Below are 16,796 nucleotides of genomic sequence, written 5' to 3'. Positions count from 1 at the left end.
CCGGTCTCCTCCACCAGCCCCTGGCTGTCGACCAGGCGTCGGAAGTTGGGCGCGTGCAGGCGCAAGCCTGCCAGCGCCTCGACCGTGCGCTGCAGCTGCGACAAAGTGAAGGTCGGCGGCATCAGCTCGAACACCACCGGCCGGTACTTGATCTTGCCGCGCAGCCGGCCGATCGCGGTCGCCAGGATGCGGCGATGGTCGGCCGCCATCGGCGCACCCTCGGCCAGCGCCGGGCAGGCGGGACGGGTGCCGTCCTGATGCGCCTCGGCGGCCAGCCCGGCCTCGTACATCAACTCGTAGCGCTCCAGCACCCGCTCCTCGCCCCAGGGCAGGCCGCCGAGGCCGAAGGCGAGGCGCAGCCGGGCCTCGCGCCGCCGCCGCTCCGGCTCGGCCCCGGCCGCCTCGACCCAGCCGGCCAGCGCCGGCTCGATCCGGTCCAAGAGCTCCGGGCGGCCGCTGCGGCGGTCCTCCCACGGAAAGTGGCGGTACCAGTCGCTCCACAAGCTGTCGCCGGCCGGCGCCGCCTCGCGCAGCAGCGCCAGATAGCCGACCGACAGCACCCGGCCCGGCCCGGCGAGGTGCCGGTCGCGGTCACCGAAGGTGTAGAGCTGCTCGACATAGCCGAGCGGCTGGCCGGTCTGGGCCTCGACCCAGGCGCGCAGCCCCAGCTCCAGCGTCCGGTGCTGCGGCTCCAGCGGGCCGGCGGGCAGGGCGTCGACGCCGTCCGGCCCGCGCAGCGCCAGCACTCGCGGCGTCTCCCCGGCCACCGCCACGACCACGGCCGACAGGTCGACCGTCACCCGGTCCTGGGCGGCCCGGCTCTGGGGCCCTCGGGCCTGGGGGGAATTCGGCGCCCGCTGCGCCCTGGCCGTCACGCCGGCCATCGTGGATCCGTAGCCTCGACTCGCATGCGGCCAGGATAGCATGCGCAGGCGTCGGTTCGGTGACGAGTCGCGGAGAGTTAACCCGGAGGCAGCGGTTCGAACACCGGCGGCTCCAGGCGAGCGAAGCAGTCGTGGTCAGGCCGACGGGACGGGTCGTCGAGGAACCGGCCGGCAATCCATTGGGCGCAGGGCTGGCCGCGATCGAGGACGCCATGCCCTTGTCCTGGGAAGACGAAGCTGTAGCCGTGGGCTAGCCGTCTGACCGCCGCCTCGGCCCAGGACGGCGGGGTGCGCGGATCGAAGGCCCCCGAGATCAGCAGCGCCGGGATGTCGCTGGTCACCGGCGCGGCGTCGGCTGCAGGGCTTCGGGGGACCGGCCATGCCGCACAATATCCATCGGCCGTCGGATCCCAGACCAGATCGCCGAAGCGGAGATCGGCAGACCTGGCCTTCACCACCCAGTCGGGGTCGGCGGGAAACGTGTCGGCACAGGCGATCGAAGCATAGACCGCCTGATCGTAGCGGTCTTCGTTGCGGACAAAGTCGGTGACCTCGATCAGCTTGCCGTCGACGATCTGACGGGTCTCCCCAGCCTCCAGCTCCGCCACCAGCCTTGGCAAGGAGCGCGTCTTGTCGCCGGATTGGAGCATCTGGTCGGCGATGTCCAGCAGCATCCAGCCATCGATCCGGGCCGTCGCATCGTCGAAGATCGTGACGGTCAGAGGTTGGGCATCGAGCCGCTCGGCGAGCGACAGGAAGCGTCGTTCGAGGTCGGGATAGTCCGCGTTGCAGATGGTGTCGGTTCGACACGCCTCCATCAGGGCATCGAAGGCCTCGCCCGTGTTCCTGGCATAGTCGTAGAAATTCGCGTCCGGGGGCCACACGCCATCGAGGATGACCGCGCGGATGCCCTGCGGATGATCGCGCATCACGCTCAGCGCGACGCGCGATCCGAACGAAACGCCCCATAGATTCCAAGCGGCATAGCCAAATGCCCTGCGGAGATCCGCAACATCCGCCGCCATGTCCGCGGTCGTGATCCGGCCGGGGTCATATCCGGCCTGCCGGAAGCGGGACCAGCAAGTCTCGGCCTTCTCCCGAAAGGAGGCCCGCCATCTCTCGTCGGACCGTGAGGTATGGTCCAGGATTTCCAGCATCAGAAACTGGTCCAACCGACCGCAGGACGCGGGCAGGATCTGAGACGCGCCGACACCGCGCGGGTCGAACAGCACAAGGCGGCGGTTGCCGAGCCAGTCCTGCTCTTTGACCGCGCGTGCCCAGTTCATGAGCCCCTCTGCATCCAAGCCTGTCCACAAACCCGGCCCGCCATTGATGTACAGCAGCGGGGCCGGCCGCAGATCCTGGCCCGTCCGCCACAGCGTCGCCACCCGCAGGCGGATGCGCGGGCCGTCCGGCCTAGCGCGGTCTTCCAGAACGGTGACGGTGCCGCAGTCCGCGGTGACACCCTTCGGGAGGGTCGTGCCGGCCGGACAGTCGTCGGCGGTGAAAAAGGGTGGCCGGGACTCCTCCGCGAGGGCGCTGCCGGCGGCGAGAAAAAGCAGGAGGACGAAAATCCAGCGCATGCTATCGGGCTCGGAACCAGGCGAAATGGCAGCCATTCTGCCGGAGGCAGGGCAGGGGCGTCGAGCCGCGGCTTGACAGGCCGGCGCGCGCAGTGTCACTGACCGGCGTTTCTGCCCTGGTCCGAGAGCATCCCCATGCACGCCTACCGCACCCACACCTGCGGCCAGCTTCGTCCCGAACAGGCCGGCGAGACCGTCCGCCTGTCGGGCTGGGTCCATCGCAAGCGCGACCATGGCAATCTGCTGTTCCTCGACCTGCGCGACCATTACGGCCTGACGCAATGCGTGGTCGACACCGACAGCCCGCATTTCGCGGCGGCCGAGGCGGTGCGGGTCGAGAGCGTCGTCACCATCACCGGCACCGTGGTCAAGCGCAGCGCCGAGACGTCCAACGACAAGCTGCCGACCGGCGGCATCGAGGTGCGGATCGACGACTTCGTGCTGCAGTCGGCCGCCCAGGTGGTGCCGCTGCAGGTGGCGTCGGACGAGGACGCTGGCGAGGACATCCGCCTGCGCAACCGCTTCCTCGACCTGCGCCGGCAGAAGATGCAGCGCAACATCGTGCTGCGCAGCGAGGTCATCTCCTCGATCCGCCGCCGCATGATCGACCAGGGCTTCCGTGAGTTCCAGACGCCGATCCTGACGGCGTCGAGCCCGGAGGGCGCGCGCGACTTCCTGGTGCCGGCGCGCCAGCACCCCGGCAAGTTCTACGCCCTGCCGCAGGCGCCGCAGCAGTTCAAGCAGCTGCTGATGGTGGCCGGCTTCGACCGCTACTTCCAGATCGCGCCCTGCTTCCGCGACGAGGACAGCCGCGCCGACCGGTCCCCGGGCGAGTTCTACCAGCTCGATTTCGAGATGAGCTACGTCACCCAGGAAGACGTGTTCCAGACCATCGAGCCGGTGCTGCGCGGCGTGTTCGAGGAGTTCTCGGACTTCACCGGGACGAAGCGGCCGGTCACCGCCGGCGCCTTCCCGCGCATCCCCTATGCCGAGTCGATGCTGAAATACGGCAACGACAAGCCGGACCTGCGCAACCCGCTGGTGATCACCGACGTCACCGCCGTCTTCGGCCGCGAGGACGTGACCTTCCGCGCCTTCAAGGGCGTGGTCGAGAGGGGCGGCGTGGTGCGTGCCATCCGCACGCCGAAGGTGGCCGACAAGCCGCGCAGCTTCTTCGACAAGCTGAACGGCTGGGCGCAGGAGCAGGGGGCGCCGGGCCTCGGCTACGTCGTGTTCGAGGCCGGCGCGGGCAAAGGCCCGATCGCCAAGTTCCTGGAGGCGGGCGCCCAGGCGGCGCTGCGCGAGGCGACGGGCGCCGAGGATGGCGACGCGGTGTTCTTCGTCGCCGACCTTGAGGCCGCGGCCGCCAAGCTGGCCGGCTTCGCCCGCACCCGGATCGGGCAGGAGCTCGAGCTGATCGACCCGGACCGCTACGAGTTCTGCTGGATCGTCGACTTCCCGATGTACGAGCTGAACGAGGAGACCGGGCAGATCGACTTCAGCCACAACCCGTTCTCGATGCCGCAGGGCGGGCTGGAGGCGTTGGAGACGCAGGACCCGCTGACCATCAACGCGTTCCAGTACGATATCGTCTGCAACGGCGTCGAGCTGTCCTCGGGCGCGATCCGGAACCACAAGCCGGAGATCATGATCAAGGCGTTCGAGATCGCCGGCTACGGCCGCAACGAGCTTGAGGCCAAGTTCGGCGGCATGCTGTCGGCCTTCCGCTTCGGCGCCCCGCCGCATGGCGGCTCGGCCCCCGGCATCGACCGCATCGTCATGCTGCTGGCGGACGAGCCGAACATCCGCGAGGTCATCGCCTTCCCGATGAACCAGCGCGCCGAGGACCTGCTGATGGGCGCCCCGGCCGAGGTCGACGCGGCCCGGCTGAAGGAGCTGCACATCAAGCTCGACCTGCCGAAGAAGGCGAACTGAGGCGGCGCGCGCCGCAGCACTTGCGTCGGCTCGCGGCTTCGGGCTCAGATGCTGCATGTCCCGCATCGCACCATCCGCCGCCCTCGCCCTCCTGCTGCTGTCCGGTGCGGCCCAGGCCGCCCCGGCGGCGGCGCTGCAGCCGCATCGGGCGGTGTATTCCCTGACCCTCGACATGACGCGCGGCCAGCGCAGCGTGATCTCGATCGCGGGCCAGATGGAGTATCGCTGGGCCGCGGCCTGCGACGGCTCCAGCTTCGAGCAGAACTACCAGGTGGCGATGGTCTACGCCTCGGGCGACACGCTGACCCGCAAGACCCGCTACGCCGGCTGGGAATCCGCCGACGGGCACGAGCTCACCTACAATCTCAGCTCCTCGACCAATGGCGAGGACAAGGAGGACATCCGCGGCACGGCGCGGCTGGACGGCGCCGGGGGCGGCGATGCCGTGTTCAAGACGCCGGCCGACCTGAAGCAGGCGCTGCCGGCCGGCAGCCTGTTCCCGACGACCCATATGCAGCGGCTGGTCGAGGCGATGCGGCAGGGCCAGTCGATCTTCACCGCCGGCTTCTTCGACGGCAGCTCCACCGACGGGCCGCAATATGTCAGCGTCGCGATCGGCCGTGAGCAGCCGGGCGACCCGGCTGCCGACTCGCTGCGGCAGGGGCCGTCGCATCCGGTCGTCATGGCTTTCTTCACCGTCGGCAAAGCCGACAAGGACAAGAGCGCGGAGCAGCCCGACTACGAGCTGCGCCAGCGCCTGTTCGAGAACGGCATCGCCGACCGCATCGTGATCGACTACGGCGACTTCGCCATGGCGGCGAAGCTGGACACGCTGGAGCCGATCGCCGCGCCGCGCTGCGATTGAGGCGCCTCAGGCCCCCAACCGGTCCGACACCACCGACCAGTTGACCACGGTCTCCAGCACCGCCTTGACGTGGTCGGCGCGGCGGTTCTGGTAGTCCAGATAATAGGCGTGCTCCCAGACGTCGATGCCGAACAGCGGCTGGCCGCCATGGGCGAAGGGCGAATCGGCGTTCGAGGTGCCGACCAGCTCCAGCTTGCCGGCATCGGCCACCAGCCAGACCCAGCCGCTGCCGAACACCTTGGCCGCCGCCTCGGTGGCGGCCTTGACCAGCGCGGCCTGGTCGCCGAAGGACTCGCCGATGGCGTCGGCCAGCCGGCCCTGCGGCGCCTTCGGCCCGCCGGGGGTGAACTGCTCCCAGTACAGGTTGTGGTTCCAGGCCTGGCCGGCCTGGTTGAACACCGCCGCATCCTTGGCCGAGGCCGACTTCACCACCACCTCGGCCAGGGTCATCGATTCATAGGGCGTGCCGGCGGCGAGCTTGTTCAGCGCGTCGAAATAGGCCTTGTGGTGCTTGCCGTAATGCAGGCCGACGGTCTCGGCGCCGATGGTCGGCGCCAGCGCGTCCTCCTTGAACGGCAGCGGCGGCTGCTTGAACGGGCCGGCCGGCGCCGCCGCGGCGGTCTGGGCCATGGCCGGGCGCGGGGCGCCGATCCGGACGACGGTGGCGGCGAGAGCGGCGGCCCCACCCAGCGTCAGGGCATCACGTCGGTTCATCGCAAGGCTTCCTCGGTTAGACACCGGCCGTGCCGGCGGATCGCGTGGACAGCAGGTGGGGCGGAGTCTTCCCCCGACCAGAGGCCGCCGCACAGAGGGAATCTGCCGCGACGGAAGGACGCGACGGCCTACCCCGGGCGGCGCGGCAGGCCGGAGCGGCCCTTGGCGATGACGTCCGGGCCCAGCTTGCGGCGCATCTCGTCCATCGCCTCCTCGACCGCGCGGCGGCGGGCGGGGGCGGGGTCCAGCAGGTCCGGCGGGTCGGCCAGGCGGCCCTCGACCAGGTCGGTGCAGCCGATGCCGATCAGCCGGAAGGCCTCGCCGTTCGCCGCCTGCTCGACCATCGGCACGGCGACGCGCCAGATCGCCTCGGCCAGCTGGGTCGGGTCGGCGAGGCGGTGGCTGCGGGTCAGCTGCCGGAAGCCGGCGGTCTTCAGCTTCAGCACCACGGTGCCGCCGGCCAAGTCGTGCTTCTTCAGCCGCGTCGCCACGGTTTCGCACAGCGGCCACAGCTCGCGCAGCAGCGCCTGCGAGTGCTGGATGTCGGTGTTGAAGGTGGTCTCGGCCGAGACGCTCTTGGTCTCGCCGTCCGGATCGACCGGCCGCTGGTCCTCGCCGCGGGCATAGCGGTAGAGGCGCCGGCCGAACACGCCGAAGCGGCGGACCAGCGCGCCTTCGTCCAGCCGGCGCAGGTCGCCGACCGTGCGGATGCCGTCGCTGAACAGCTTCTCGCGCATCACCTTGCCGACGCCGGGGATGATGCCGGCCGGCTTGTCGGCCAGGAAGGCCATGGCGTCGGCCCGGCCGATCACGGCGAAGCCGCGCGGCTTGTCCAGGTCCGACGCGATCTTGGCCAGCATCTTGTTCGGCGCCAGCCCGATCGACAGGGTGACGCCGATCTCGCGCTCGACCTGGCGGGCGATGGCGGCGCAGGTCTCGGCCGGGCTGCGGCCGTGCAGCGCCTGGGTGCCGGTGAGGTCGAGGAAGGCCTCGTCCAGCGACAGCGGCTCGACCTTCGGCGTCGCGGCCAGGAACAGGGCACGGATCTGCCGGCTGACCCCGGCGTACTTCGCCATGTCCGGGCGCAGCACCACGGCGTCGGGGCAGGCCTCCAGCGCCTTGAACATCGGCATGGCCGAGCGCACGCCGTACAGCCGGGCGACATAGCAGGCGGCCGAGACCACGCCGCGCACCCCGCCGCCGACGATCACCGGCCGGTCCGCCAGATCCGGCCGGTCACGCTTCTCCACCGTGGCGTAGAAGGCGTCGCAGTCGAGATGGGCGATGCTCAGCGCGTGCAATTCGGCATGCCGGACCAGACGCGGCGACCCGCAGCGGGCGCAGCGCCGCGCGCCCGGCGGCGGATGGGTGCCGCAGTCCCGGCACAGGCCGGGCAGCAGCCCGGCCCGGTCCGGCTTCGGAGTCATCGGGCTGGCCGCGGTGTCACGAGATCGGACATGGCGCGATTGTACCCGTTTTGTACCGGATCCGCACCGGTCTCCGATCGCGGATCTTTACAACGCCGCGTGCCGCACCGATTCTGGTCCGGGGGCGTCCGGTTGCGGGCGCCGGGGGACCGGGCCATGCCGAAGACCGTGCTGATCGTCGAGGACAACGATCTCAACCGGAAGCTGTTCGTCGACGTGCTCGAGGCCAATGGCTACGCCACGGTCGCCACCGACAGCGCCTCGGAGGTGATGGCGCTGGCGCGGGCGCACCGGCCCGACCTGATCCTGCTCGACATCCAGCTGCCCGAGATCTCGGGGCTGGAGGTGACGCGATGGCTCAAGGCCGACCGGGATCTGGCGGCGATCCCGGTGATCGCGGTGACGGCGCTGGCGATGAAGGGCGACGAGGCGATGGTGCGCGCCGGCGGCTGCGACGACTACATCTCGAAGCCGATCAGCGTCGCCGGCTTCATCGCCACGGTGCGCCGGCATCTGGATTGAGGCCGGCAGCGCGCAGGCAAGCAAAAAGCCCCGCCGCCGGCGGGGCCTGATCGGTCAAGCGAAGAGTGGCATCCGGTCGGGCGACCGGACGGCGTTCCTTACTTGATCTTGCCTTCCTTGAAGTCGACATGCTTGCGCACGACCGGGTCGTACTTCTTCAGCGTCAGCTTCTCGGTCTTGGTCTTCGGGTTCTTCGTGGTGACGTAGAAGAAACCGGTGTCCGCGGTGCTGTTCAGGCGGATCTTGATGGTGCTCGGCTTGGCCATGATGCTGGTCCCAATATGACTCTGCTCGGCGCCGCATCACGGGCCGGGAAGCGCGCACCATAGCGTCCGCGCCGCCCGAGTCAAGTGCGGCGATGGCCCGGACGCCGATAGCGCCCGGGCTGCAGCGGCTAAAGCGCGAAGTCGCTCGCCGTCAGGGCGTGGTCGGAGGCGACGTTGATGGCGAAGTCCACCAGCTTGTCGCCATCCGTATCGGCATACACCACCTGGATGTCCCCGGACGTCAGCACCCGCACCTCGCCGGCCGTGCCGGTGAAGGCGCCGGCGCCGAAGGTGAAGGTGAAGGCGGTGTCGCCGTTGGCCTCGTTGCCGTCGGCATCGATCGCCGACAGGTCGATCCTGTCGCCGGTCGCGAAGTCGGCGATGGTGTCCTTGCCGGCACCGGAGACGGTGCTGTCGGACAGGGCGGTGTACACGAAGCTGTCGTTGCCCGCCCCGCCCTTCAGCAGGTCGCCGCCGCCGCCGCCGGTGAGCACGTCGTCGCCGCCCTGGCCCCACAGGGTGTTGGCGCCCGCGTCGCCGGTCAGCGTGTCGGCGAAGCCCGAGCCCAGCACCTGCTCGATACTGACGAGAGAGTCGCCCGCAGCATCGCCGCCGGAGACGGCCTCCGTCGCCAGGTTCACATTCACCCCGGCGGCGGAGCCGGCATAGGCCGCCGTGTCGATGCCCTCACCGCCGATGATCGTGTCGGCCCCGGCCGCCCCTTCGATCGTGTCGTTGCCGGCTCCGCCGTCGAGCTGGTCGTCGCCGGCGCCGCCATAGATGCTGTCGTGGCCGTCCTCGCCGAAGACCTGGTCGTTCTCGCTGCCGGCATCGATCGAGTCATCGCCGATGCCGCCATGGATGGTGTCGGTCCCCGCCGCGCCGACCAGCCGGTCGGCGCCGTCGCCGCCGGAGAGCGCGTCGTTGCCGTCCTCGCCGGAGAGCACGTCGTCGCCGCCATTGCCCACGAGCGTGTCGTTGCCGAGCTCGCCGCCGATGATGTTGCGCGCATCGTTGCCGGTCAGCTGGTCGTCATGGCTCGACCCGTACAGGTTCTCGATGCCGGTCAGCCTGTCGCCCGCGGCGTCGCCGCCCGAGGCCGTGCCGGTCAGCAGGTTGACCGAGACCGCCGCCGCCGACTCCTGGTAGTTGGCGAAGTCCGAGCCGTTGCCGCCGTCGAGGACGTCGGCCCCCGCCCCGCCGCGGAGCTGGTCGTCGCCGTCGCCGCCGCGCAGGTCGTTCACCGCCGCGGAGCCGTACAGCCGGTCGACGAAGCTCGACCCGACGAGGTTCTCGATGCCGGTCAGCGTGTCGCCCTGGGCGTCGCCCCCCGTGCCGGTGCCGGCCGTGAGGTCGATGACGATCCCGGCGGCGGAGGCCGCATAGTTCGCCGTGTCGACCCCATTGCCGCCGGCGAGGGCATCCGCCCCGGCACCGCCGACGAGCAGGTCGTCGCCGTCGCCGCCGCTCAACGCATTGGCCCCGGCATCGCCGGTCAGCGCGTCGGCGAAGGCTGAGCCGATGAGGCTCTCGATGCTGTTGAAGGTGTCGCCTGCAGCGTCGCCGCCCGTCGCAGTGCCGGCCGCGAGGTTGACCGTGACGCCCGCGGCCGACCCGACATAGCTCGCCGTGTCGGTGCCCGCGCCGCCGGTCAGCGTGTCGGCCCCGGCGCCGCCGGCGAGCAGGTCGTTGCCGGCGCCGCCGTCGAGGATGTTGGCCGCGGCGTTGCCGGTCAGGGTATCGGCTTGGTTCGAGCCGGAGAGATTCTCGATGCTGTCGAAGCTGTCGCCCTGGGCATCGCCGCCCGAGGCGGTGTTGGTGGCGAGGTTGATCGTGACGCTGCCGGTCGCGATGTAGCTGGCCGTGTCGCTGCCGGCGCCGCCGCGCAGGACGTCGGCGCCGCCGCGGCCCGCCAGCACATCGTCGCCGGCGCCGCCATCCAGGACATTCGCCCCGGCTTGGCCGTTGATGGTATCGGCGAAGGCCGAACCGATGACGTTCTCGATGCTGCTGAAGCTGTCGCCTTCGGCATCGCCGCCCGACGCGGTGTTGCTGGAGAGGCTGAGCGAGACGCCCGCGGCGGAAGCGGCATAGGAGATGGTATCGTTGCCATTGCCGCCCTGCAGCGCGTCGCCGCCGGCGCCGCCCTGGAGCGTGTCGTCGCCGTCGCCGCCGGCCAGGACATTCGCCCCGGCGTCGCCCGTCAGCGTGTCGCCGAAGGCCGACCCGATCAGGTTCTGGATGTTGCTCAAGGTGTCGCCCGCGGCGTCGCCGCCCGAGGCCGCGCCGTTGACCGTGACGACGACTGCGGCGCTGGACCCGGCGTAGCTTGCCGTGTCGATGCCGGCGCCGCCGGCCAGAGTGTCAGCCCCGGCGCCGCCCTGGAGCACATCGTCGCCGTTGCCGCCGGCCAGGACATTCGCCCCGGCATCGCCGGTCAGCGTGTCGTTGAAGGCCGAGCCGGTGACGTTCTCGATCGCCGTCAGCGTGTCGCCCTGGGCGTCGCCGCCGGTGCCGGTTCCGGCCAGCAGGTTGACCGTGACACCCGCGGCGGAGGCGGCATAGGTCGCCGTGTCGGTGCCCGCGCCGCCGTCCAGCGCGTCGGCTCCGGCGCCGCCCGCGAGCAGGTCGTCTCCGCCGGCGCCGGAGAGGGTGTTGGCCCCGGCATTGCCGGTCAGGGTATCGGCCTGGTTCGAGCCGGAGAGATTCTCGATGCTGTCGAAGATGTCGCCGGCGGCATCGCCGCCGGTGGCGGTGTTGGTCGCGAGATTGATCGTGACGGCTGCGGACGCGATGTAGTTGGCCGTGTCGCTGCCGGTCCCGCCACGCAGGACGTCGGCACCGCCGCGGCCCGCCAGGATGTCGTCGCCGGCGCCGCCATCCAGGACGTTCACCCCGGCACTGCCGTTGATCGTGTCGGCGAAGGCCGATCCGATGATGTTCTCGATGCTGTTGAAGCTGTCGCCTTCGGCGTCGCCGCCTGCCGCGGCGTTGGACGAGAGGCTGAGATTGACGCCCGCGGCCGAGGCGGCATAGGACGCCGTGTCGGTGCCATTGCCGCCCTGCAGCACGTCGGCGCCGCCGAGACCCTGGAGCGTGTCGTTGCCATCGCCGCCGGCCAGCACATTCGCCCCGGCGTCGCCGGTCAGCGTGTCGGCGAAGGCCGAGCCGGTCAGGTTCTGGATGTTGCTCAAGGTGTCGCCCGCGGCGTCGCCGCCCGAGGCCGCGCCGTTGACCGTGACGACGACTGCGGCGCTGGACCCGGCGTAGCTTGCCGTGTCGATGCCGGCGCCGCCGGCCAGCGTGTCGGCGCCGGCACTGCCCTGGAGCGTGTCGTTGCCGTCGCCGCCGGCCAGGACATTCGCCCCGGCATCGCCCGTCAGAGTGTCGTTCAGGGCCGAGCCGGTCAGATTCTCGATGCCGGTCATCGTGTCGCCCGCGGCGTCGCCGCCCGAGGCCGCGCCGTTGACCGTGACCACCACAGCGGCGGCGGAGCCGGCATAGCTCGCGGTGTCCGTTCCGGCGCCGCCGGTCAGTGTGTCGGCCCCGGCGCCGCCCTGGAGCAGATCGTTGCCGTTGCCGCCGTTCAGCACATTGGCCGCGGCGCTGCCCGTCAGGGTGTCGTTGAGGGCCGAGCCGATCAGGATCTCGATCGTCGTCAGCACGTCGCCCTGGGCATAGCCGCCTGCGCCGCTCCCGGTCGTCAGATTGACCGTGACGGCCGCAGTCGAGGCGGCATAGGTCACCGTGTCGATACCGGTGCCGCCGTCCATCAGATCAGCGCCCTCGCCGCCGTCGAGCAGGTCGTCCCCGCCGGCGCCGGAGAGGGCGTTGAACCCGGCATTGCCGGTCAGGATGTCGGCGTGGTTGGAACCGCTGACGCCCTCGACGGCGCTGAAGGTGTCGCCCTGGGCATCGCCGCCCGTCGCGGTGTTGGTCGCGAGATTGACCGTGACGCCGACGGAGGACGCGATGTAGTTGGCCGTGTCGGTGCCGAGCCCGCCCTGCAGATTGTCGGCGCCGCCGCGTCCCGACAGCACGTCGTCGCCGGCGCCGCCGATCAGGACGTTCACCCCGGCACTGCCGTTGATCTGATCGGCGAAGGCCGAGCCGGTGATGTTCTCGATGCCGCTGAAGCTGTCGCCCTGGGCATCGCCGCCGGTCGCGGTGTTGGTCGACAGGCTGACCGTGATGCCCGCCGCGGAGGCCGCATAGGTCACCGTGTCGATGCCGTCGCCGCCGATCAGCGTGTCGCCGCCGGCGCCGCCGTCGAGCAGGTCGTTGCCGGCGACACCGTCGAGGATGTTGGCCCCGGCATCGCCGGTCAGGGTGTCGGCCTGGTTCGAGCCGGAGAGGTTCTCGATGCTGTCGAAGGTGTCGCCGGCGGCATCGCCGCCCGCGGCGGTGTTGGTGGCGAGGTTGATGGTGACGCTGCCGGTCGCGATGTAATAGGCCGTATCGCTGCCGGCCCCGCCGCGCAGGACGTCCGCGCCGGCGCGGCCCGCGAGCCTGTCGTCGCCGGCACCGCCATCCAGCACATTCGCCCCGGCCTGGCCGTTGATGTCGTCGGCGAAGGCCGAGCCGAGGACGTTCTCGATGCTGCTGAAGCTGTCGCCCGCGGCATCCCCGCCCGACGTGACACCGCTGGTGAGGCTGAGACTGACGCCCGCGGCGGAGGCGGCATAGGAGATGGTGTCGGTGCCGTTGCCGCCCTGCAGCGCATCGGCGCCGGCGCCGCCCTGGAGCGTGTCGTTGCCGTCGCCGCCGTTCAGGACATTCGCCCCGGCATTGCCGGTCAGCGTGTCGTTCAGGGCCGAGCCGGTGACGTTCTCGATCGTCGCCAGCGTGTCGCCCTGGGCGTCGCCACCGGTGCCCGTGCCGGTCAGCAGGTTGACGGCGACCGCCGCCGCCGAGCCGGTGTAGTCGGCGGTGTCCGTGCCGTTGCCGCCGGTGAGGGCGTCGGCCCCGGCCCCGCCGCGGAGCAGGTCGTTGCCGTCGCCGCCGTTCAGCGCATTGGCCCCGGTCGAGCCGATCAGCGTGTCGTTCAGGGCCGAGCCGGTGGCGTTCTCGATGCTGGTCAGCGTGTCGCCCGCGGCATCGCCGCCGGAGACCGCCCCGGTCTGCAGGTTGACCGACACGGCCGCGGCCGAGCCGGTGTAGTCGGCGGTGTCCGCACCGTTGCCGCCGTTGAGGACATCGGCGCCGGCGCCGCCGCGAAGCGTGTCGTTGCCGTCGCCGCCGCTCAGCACATTGGCCGCGGCATTGCCGATCAGCGTGTCGTTCAGGGCCGAGCCGGTGAGGTTCTCGATCGTCGCCAGCGTGTCGCCCTGGGCGTCGCCGCCAGTGCCCGTGCCGGTCAGCAGGTTGACGGCGACCGCCGCCGCCGAGCCGGTGTAGTCGGCGGTGTCCGTGCCGTTGCCGCCGGTGAGGGCATCGGCCCCGGCACCGCCGCGAAGCAGATCGTTGCCGTTGCCGCCGGTCAGCGCGTTGGCCTCGGCGCTGCCGATCAGAGTGTCGTTCAGGGCCGAGCCGATGAGGTTCTCGATGGCGGTCAGCGCGTCGCCCTGGGCGTCGCCCCCGGTGCCGGTGCCCGACGTCAGATTGGCGGTCACCGCGGCGGCCGACGCGGCATAGGTCGCGGTGTCGATGCCGTTGCCGCCCTGCAGCGAGTCGGCCCCGGCGCCGCCGTTGAGCAGGTCGTCGCCGTTGCCGCCGCGAAGCCGGTTGGCGCCGGTGTTGCCGATCAGGGTGTCGGCGAGGTTTGAGCCGTCGAGGTTCTCGATCGCGGTCAGCGTGTCGCCCTCGGCATGGCCGCCCGTGCCGGTGCCGGTGACCAGGTTGACGGTCACCCCGACGCCGGACCCGCCATAGGCGGCGGTGTCGATGCCGGTGCCGCCGTTCAGCACGTCGGCGAGATCGCCGCCTTCGAGCGTGTCGCCGCCGGCGCCGCCGCTGAGCGTGTCGTTGCCGGTGCCGTTGATGCCGGCGTAGCTGTCGCCGTACAGCGCGTCATCGGCGTCGCCGCCGTTGAGCGTGTCGTTGCCGACGAAGCCGGCCAGCGTCGTGTTGACATTCTGGTTGGCGGTCAGGATGTCGCTGAAATTCGTGGCCAGGATCCATTCGAAGCCGGATAGGGTGACGCCCCCGGTCGCGGTCCCGGCGACCAGGTTGATGGTCATCGACCCGCCCCAGGCGCGGGCGTCGAGGATGTCCTGGCTGCCGCTGCCGCCGATCAGCGTGTCGGCGCCGCCGCTGATCTGGATGTAGTCGTTGCCGGCGCCGCCATCGATCGTGTTGGTCCCGGTGTCGCCGGCGATCTGGTCGTTGAAGGCGCTGCCGATCACAGCCTCGAAGCCGGTCATCTTGTCGCCCACGGACTCGCCGAAGCTGCCGGCGGAGTTCAGCGCCAGCCCGATGCCCGCGGTGGCGTTGGCGTAGCTGACCGTGTCGAAGCCGGCGCCGCCGCTCATGGTGTCGGCGCCCAGGCCGCCCTGGATGATGTCGTTCCCGCCCAGCCCGCTGAGCGTGTCGTTGCCCCCGCCGCCATTGATGATGTCGATGCCGTCCGGGTTGGCCGCATCGCCCGGGTTGGTTCCGGTGAGGGTATCAGCGCCGGCGGTGCCGTTGAGGGTCTGGGTCACGTTCGTCCTCCTGCTTCGCCGGTCGGCGCCGCCGGTTCTATTGGGAGCGGCCGGGCTTCGAAATGCGCCCGGTTGGCCCAGGCAGACACGAATGAAAAGGATTTATCACGTATTCCGCATACTCTGGTAGGAAGATCAGACAAATCGGTGACGCGGATGCGCATCCGAAAGGCAACTGAGGATAGGAGGTCCGGACGCCGATGGCCCCCGGTCGGGCCTTGACTAGAGCACGCAGTCGCTCGCGTCGGGCATGGATCGGAAAGACGTCACAGGCCTCCTGCCGGCACGGTCGAAGCAAGGCTGTCAGTCAGCGATCAGGATGCAGGAGCCGGCGCCTCAGCCCGGCGGAGGCGCGCTTGGGGAGCCCGACGATCCAGGGACGAGCCGGCCGCTTTTTACTGCGCGTGGACGGCGACGGTGCCGCGGTCCTGCGAGCCCAGGGCCTGGGCGTAGAGGGCCGGGTCGCTGATCAGGCCGATCGCCACATCGAGATCGAGATCGGCGTCATGCACCTGCCACGGACAGGCGGCACGCACGCGGCGCAGCGCCGTGTCGTCATCCGGCGCCCGGAAGCGCTCCGCCGCCGCATCGGCCATGCGCGGCAGCTGGCCGGCGCGGAAGGCCTGGATCAGCGCCTTGGCGTCGGTGCCGTTGCCGCTGGTGCACACGGTCGGCAGGATGCCCTGGCGGTGCCAGGTGTAGCCCGACGGTGCGTAGATCCGGCTCCAGGTCAGGAACAGCTCGCCGTCGTTCGGCAGCCGGGTCACGGTCTGGACGCTGCCCTTGCCGAAGGAGGTGGAGCCGACCAGGATCGCCCGGTCGGCATCCTGCAGCGCCGCGGCCGTGACCTCCGCCGCCGAGGCCGAATGGCCGTCTACCAGCAGGGCCAGCGGCAGGTGGCCGGAGATGTCGCCGTCGCGGGCGCTGAAGCTCTGGTCGCTGTCCGGGTTGCGGCCCCGGGTCGAGACGATCTGGCCGTGGTCCATGAACATGTCGGCCAGCGCCACCGACTGGTCGAGCAGGCCGCCCGGATTGCCGCGCAGATCGATGATGATGCCGCGGGCCCGGCCGTCGAGGCCGCGCAGCAGGCCGGTCACGGTGTTGCGCACCGCGGCGGCGGCGGTGGTGTTGTAGCGGAGGAGCTTGACGACGACGACGTTGTTGCGCACCTCGCTGCGCACCATGTTCTCGATCACCTTGGCGCGGGTCATGGTGACGGTGCGGCTGCCGCCCTTGGGCTCGCGCACGGTCAGGTCGACCTTGGTGCCGACCGGCCCGCGCATCAGGTCGGCGATCTCGTCGACCTTCGCATCCTCCACCGACACGCCGTCGACGGCGACGATCGACGAGCCCTTCAGCAGGTTGGCGCGTGCGGCCGGCGTGTCCGGGAACACATCGCCGATCACCGGCCGGCCCTTCTCGTCCTGGCTGAGCGCGATGCCGACGCCGGTGTAGCCGTCGCGCTGGGCGCGGTCGTCGCGCGCGCGGTCCGGGTTGACGTAGCGGGAATAGGGGTCGAGGTCGGACAGGAGCGCGTCATAGACTGCCTGGTAGGCGGCCTCGCTGCCGGCGGAGGCGACCTTCGGCGATGCCAGCGAGGCCGAGTCGAGGGTGGAGGCGACCAGCGTGCCCCAGTCATAGGCGGAATCGGGCGCGGGCGAGTCGAAATCCCCGACCACATGGCCGGTGCGGATCAACTGCACCCGGCCGCCGTCGCGGCGGACGCTGAGCGCGTCGTCGATCTTGGACAGGCCGTTCAGCCCGTCCAGCGCCAGCTTCCCGAAATCTTCCTTGACCAGATAGACTTCCTGGATGCGGTCGAAGCCGACGGTGAACACAGACGGGTCGGCGAAATGGCCGCCGTCACGGGTCTGCGCGTCGGCCTGGGGCGCCGGGGAGTCCGGGGCGGAGGCAAGGCAGCCGGAAAGCACCAGCAGCGCCGCAACAACCGCCGCCAAC

At 70.8% G+C, this 16,796-nt stretch carries 9 protein-coding genes and 1 pseudogene; 3 read left to right on the top strand and 7 right to left on the bottom strand.

From position 1 onward, the window contains the following. A pseudogene (locus FFK22_RS27655) lies at positions 1 to 884 on the bottom strand (hypothetical protein); the annotation flags it as partial. Between the two features lie 77 nt (positions 885 to 961). Continuing rightward, positions 962 to 2,467, bottom strand: a complete 1,506-nt coding sequence (locus tag FFK22_RS27650) for an alpha/beta hydrolase (protein ID WP_186002687.1) — start codon at positions 2,465 to 2,467, stop codon at positions 962 to 964. Positions 2,468 to 2,602: 135 nt separating this feature from the next. Between FFK22_RS27650 and aspS the strand changes: the two genes are divergently transcribed. After that, positions 2,603 to 4,402, top strand: a complete 1,800-nt coding sequence (aspS, locus tag FFK22_RS27645; protein WP_138890078.1) for an aspartate--tRNA ligase — start codon at positions 2,603 to 2,605, stop codon at positions 4,400 to 4,402. A 55-nt stretch (positions 4,403 to 4,457) separates the two neighbouring features. Beyond that, a complete protein-coding gene (locus tag FFK22_RS27640; protein ID WP_138890079.1) occupies positions 4,458 to 5,267 on the top strand; it encodes an EipB family protein in 810 nt (269 codons plus the stop codon). A gap of 6 nt (positions 5,268 to 5,273) precedes the next feature. Here FFK22_RS27640 and FFK22_RS27635 read toward each other — a convergent pair whose 3' ends face one another. Together FFK22_RS27635 and FFK22_RS27630 are read right to left on the bottom strand one after the other, a co-directional pair. Continuing rightward, complete coding sequence (locus FFK22_RS27635) at positions 5,274 to 5,981, bottom strand: superoxide dismutase (protein ID WP_138890080.1); 708 nt, start codon at positions 5,979 to 5,981, stop codon at positions 5,274 to 5,276. A 128-nt stretch (positions 5,982 to 6,109) separates the two neighbouring features. Then, entirely contained in the window at positions 6,110 to 7,408 is a 1,299-nt protein-coding gene (locus tag FFK22_RS27630) for a DNA polymerase IV (RefSeq protein ID WP_138890081.1), read from the bottom strand. Between the two features lie 156 nt (positions 7,409 to 7,564). Here FFK22_RS27630 and FFK22_RS27625 point away from each other — a divergent pair, with 156 nt between their 5' ends. Then, positions 7,565 to 7,930, top strand: a complete 366-nt coding sequence (locus FFK22_RS27625; RefSeq protein ID WP_138890082.1) for a response regulator — start codon at positions 7,565 to 7,567, stop codon at positions 7,928 to 7,930. A 98-nt stretch (positions 7,931 to 8,028) separates the two neighbouring features. On the opposite strand, the gene rpmG is transcribed toward FFK22_RS27625, so the two are convergent. From rpmG to FFK22_RS27610, 3 genes are all read right to left on the bottom strand, one after another. Continuing rightward, on the bottom strand, positions 8,029 to 8,196 hold the full coding sequence (rpmG, locus tag FFK22_RS27620) for a 50S ribosomal protein L33 (protein ID WP_138890083.1): 168 nt from the start codon (positions 8,194 to 8,196) through the stop codon (positions 8,029 to 8,031). A gap of 128 nt (positions 8,197 to 8,324) precedes the next feature. After that, positions 8,325 to 14,837, bottom strand: a complete 6,513-nt coding sequence (locus FFK22_RS27615) for a hypothetical protein (RefSeq protein ID WP_138890084.1) — start codon at positions 14,835 to 14,837, stop codon at positions 8,325 to 8,327. A gap of 395 nt (positions 14,838 to 15,232) precedes the next feature. After that, positions 15,233 to 16,795, bottom strand: coding sequence for a S41 family peptidase (locus tag FFK22_RS27610; protein ID WP_138890085.1), 1,563 nt, complete (start codon positions 16,793 to 16,795; stop codon positions 15,233 to 15,235). Between the last annotated feature and the right edge of the window lies 1 nt (position 16,796).

Source organism: Mycobacterium sp. KBS0706 (assembly GCF_005938675.2).
GTDB lineage: Bacteria > Pseudomonadota > Alphaproteobacteria > DSM-16000 > Inquilinaceae > Inquilinus.
Note: the sequence above shows the minus strand (reverse complement) of the source record. Positions and strands in the feature narration are given on the sequence as shown.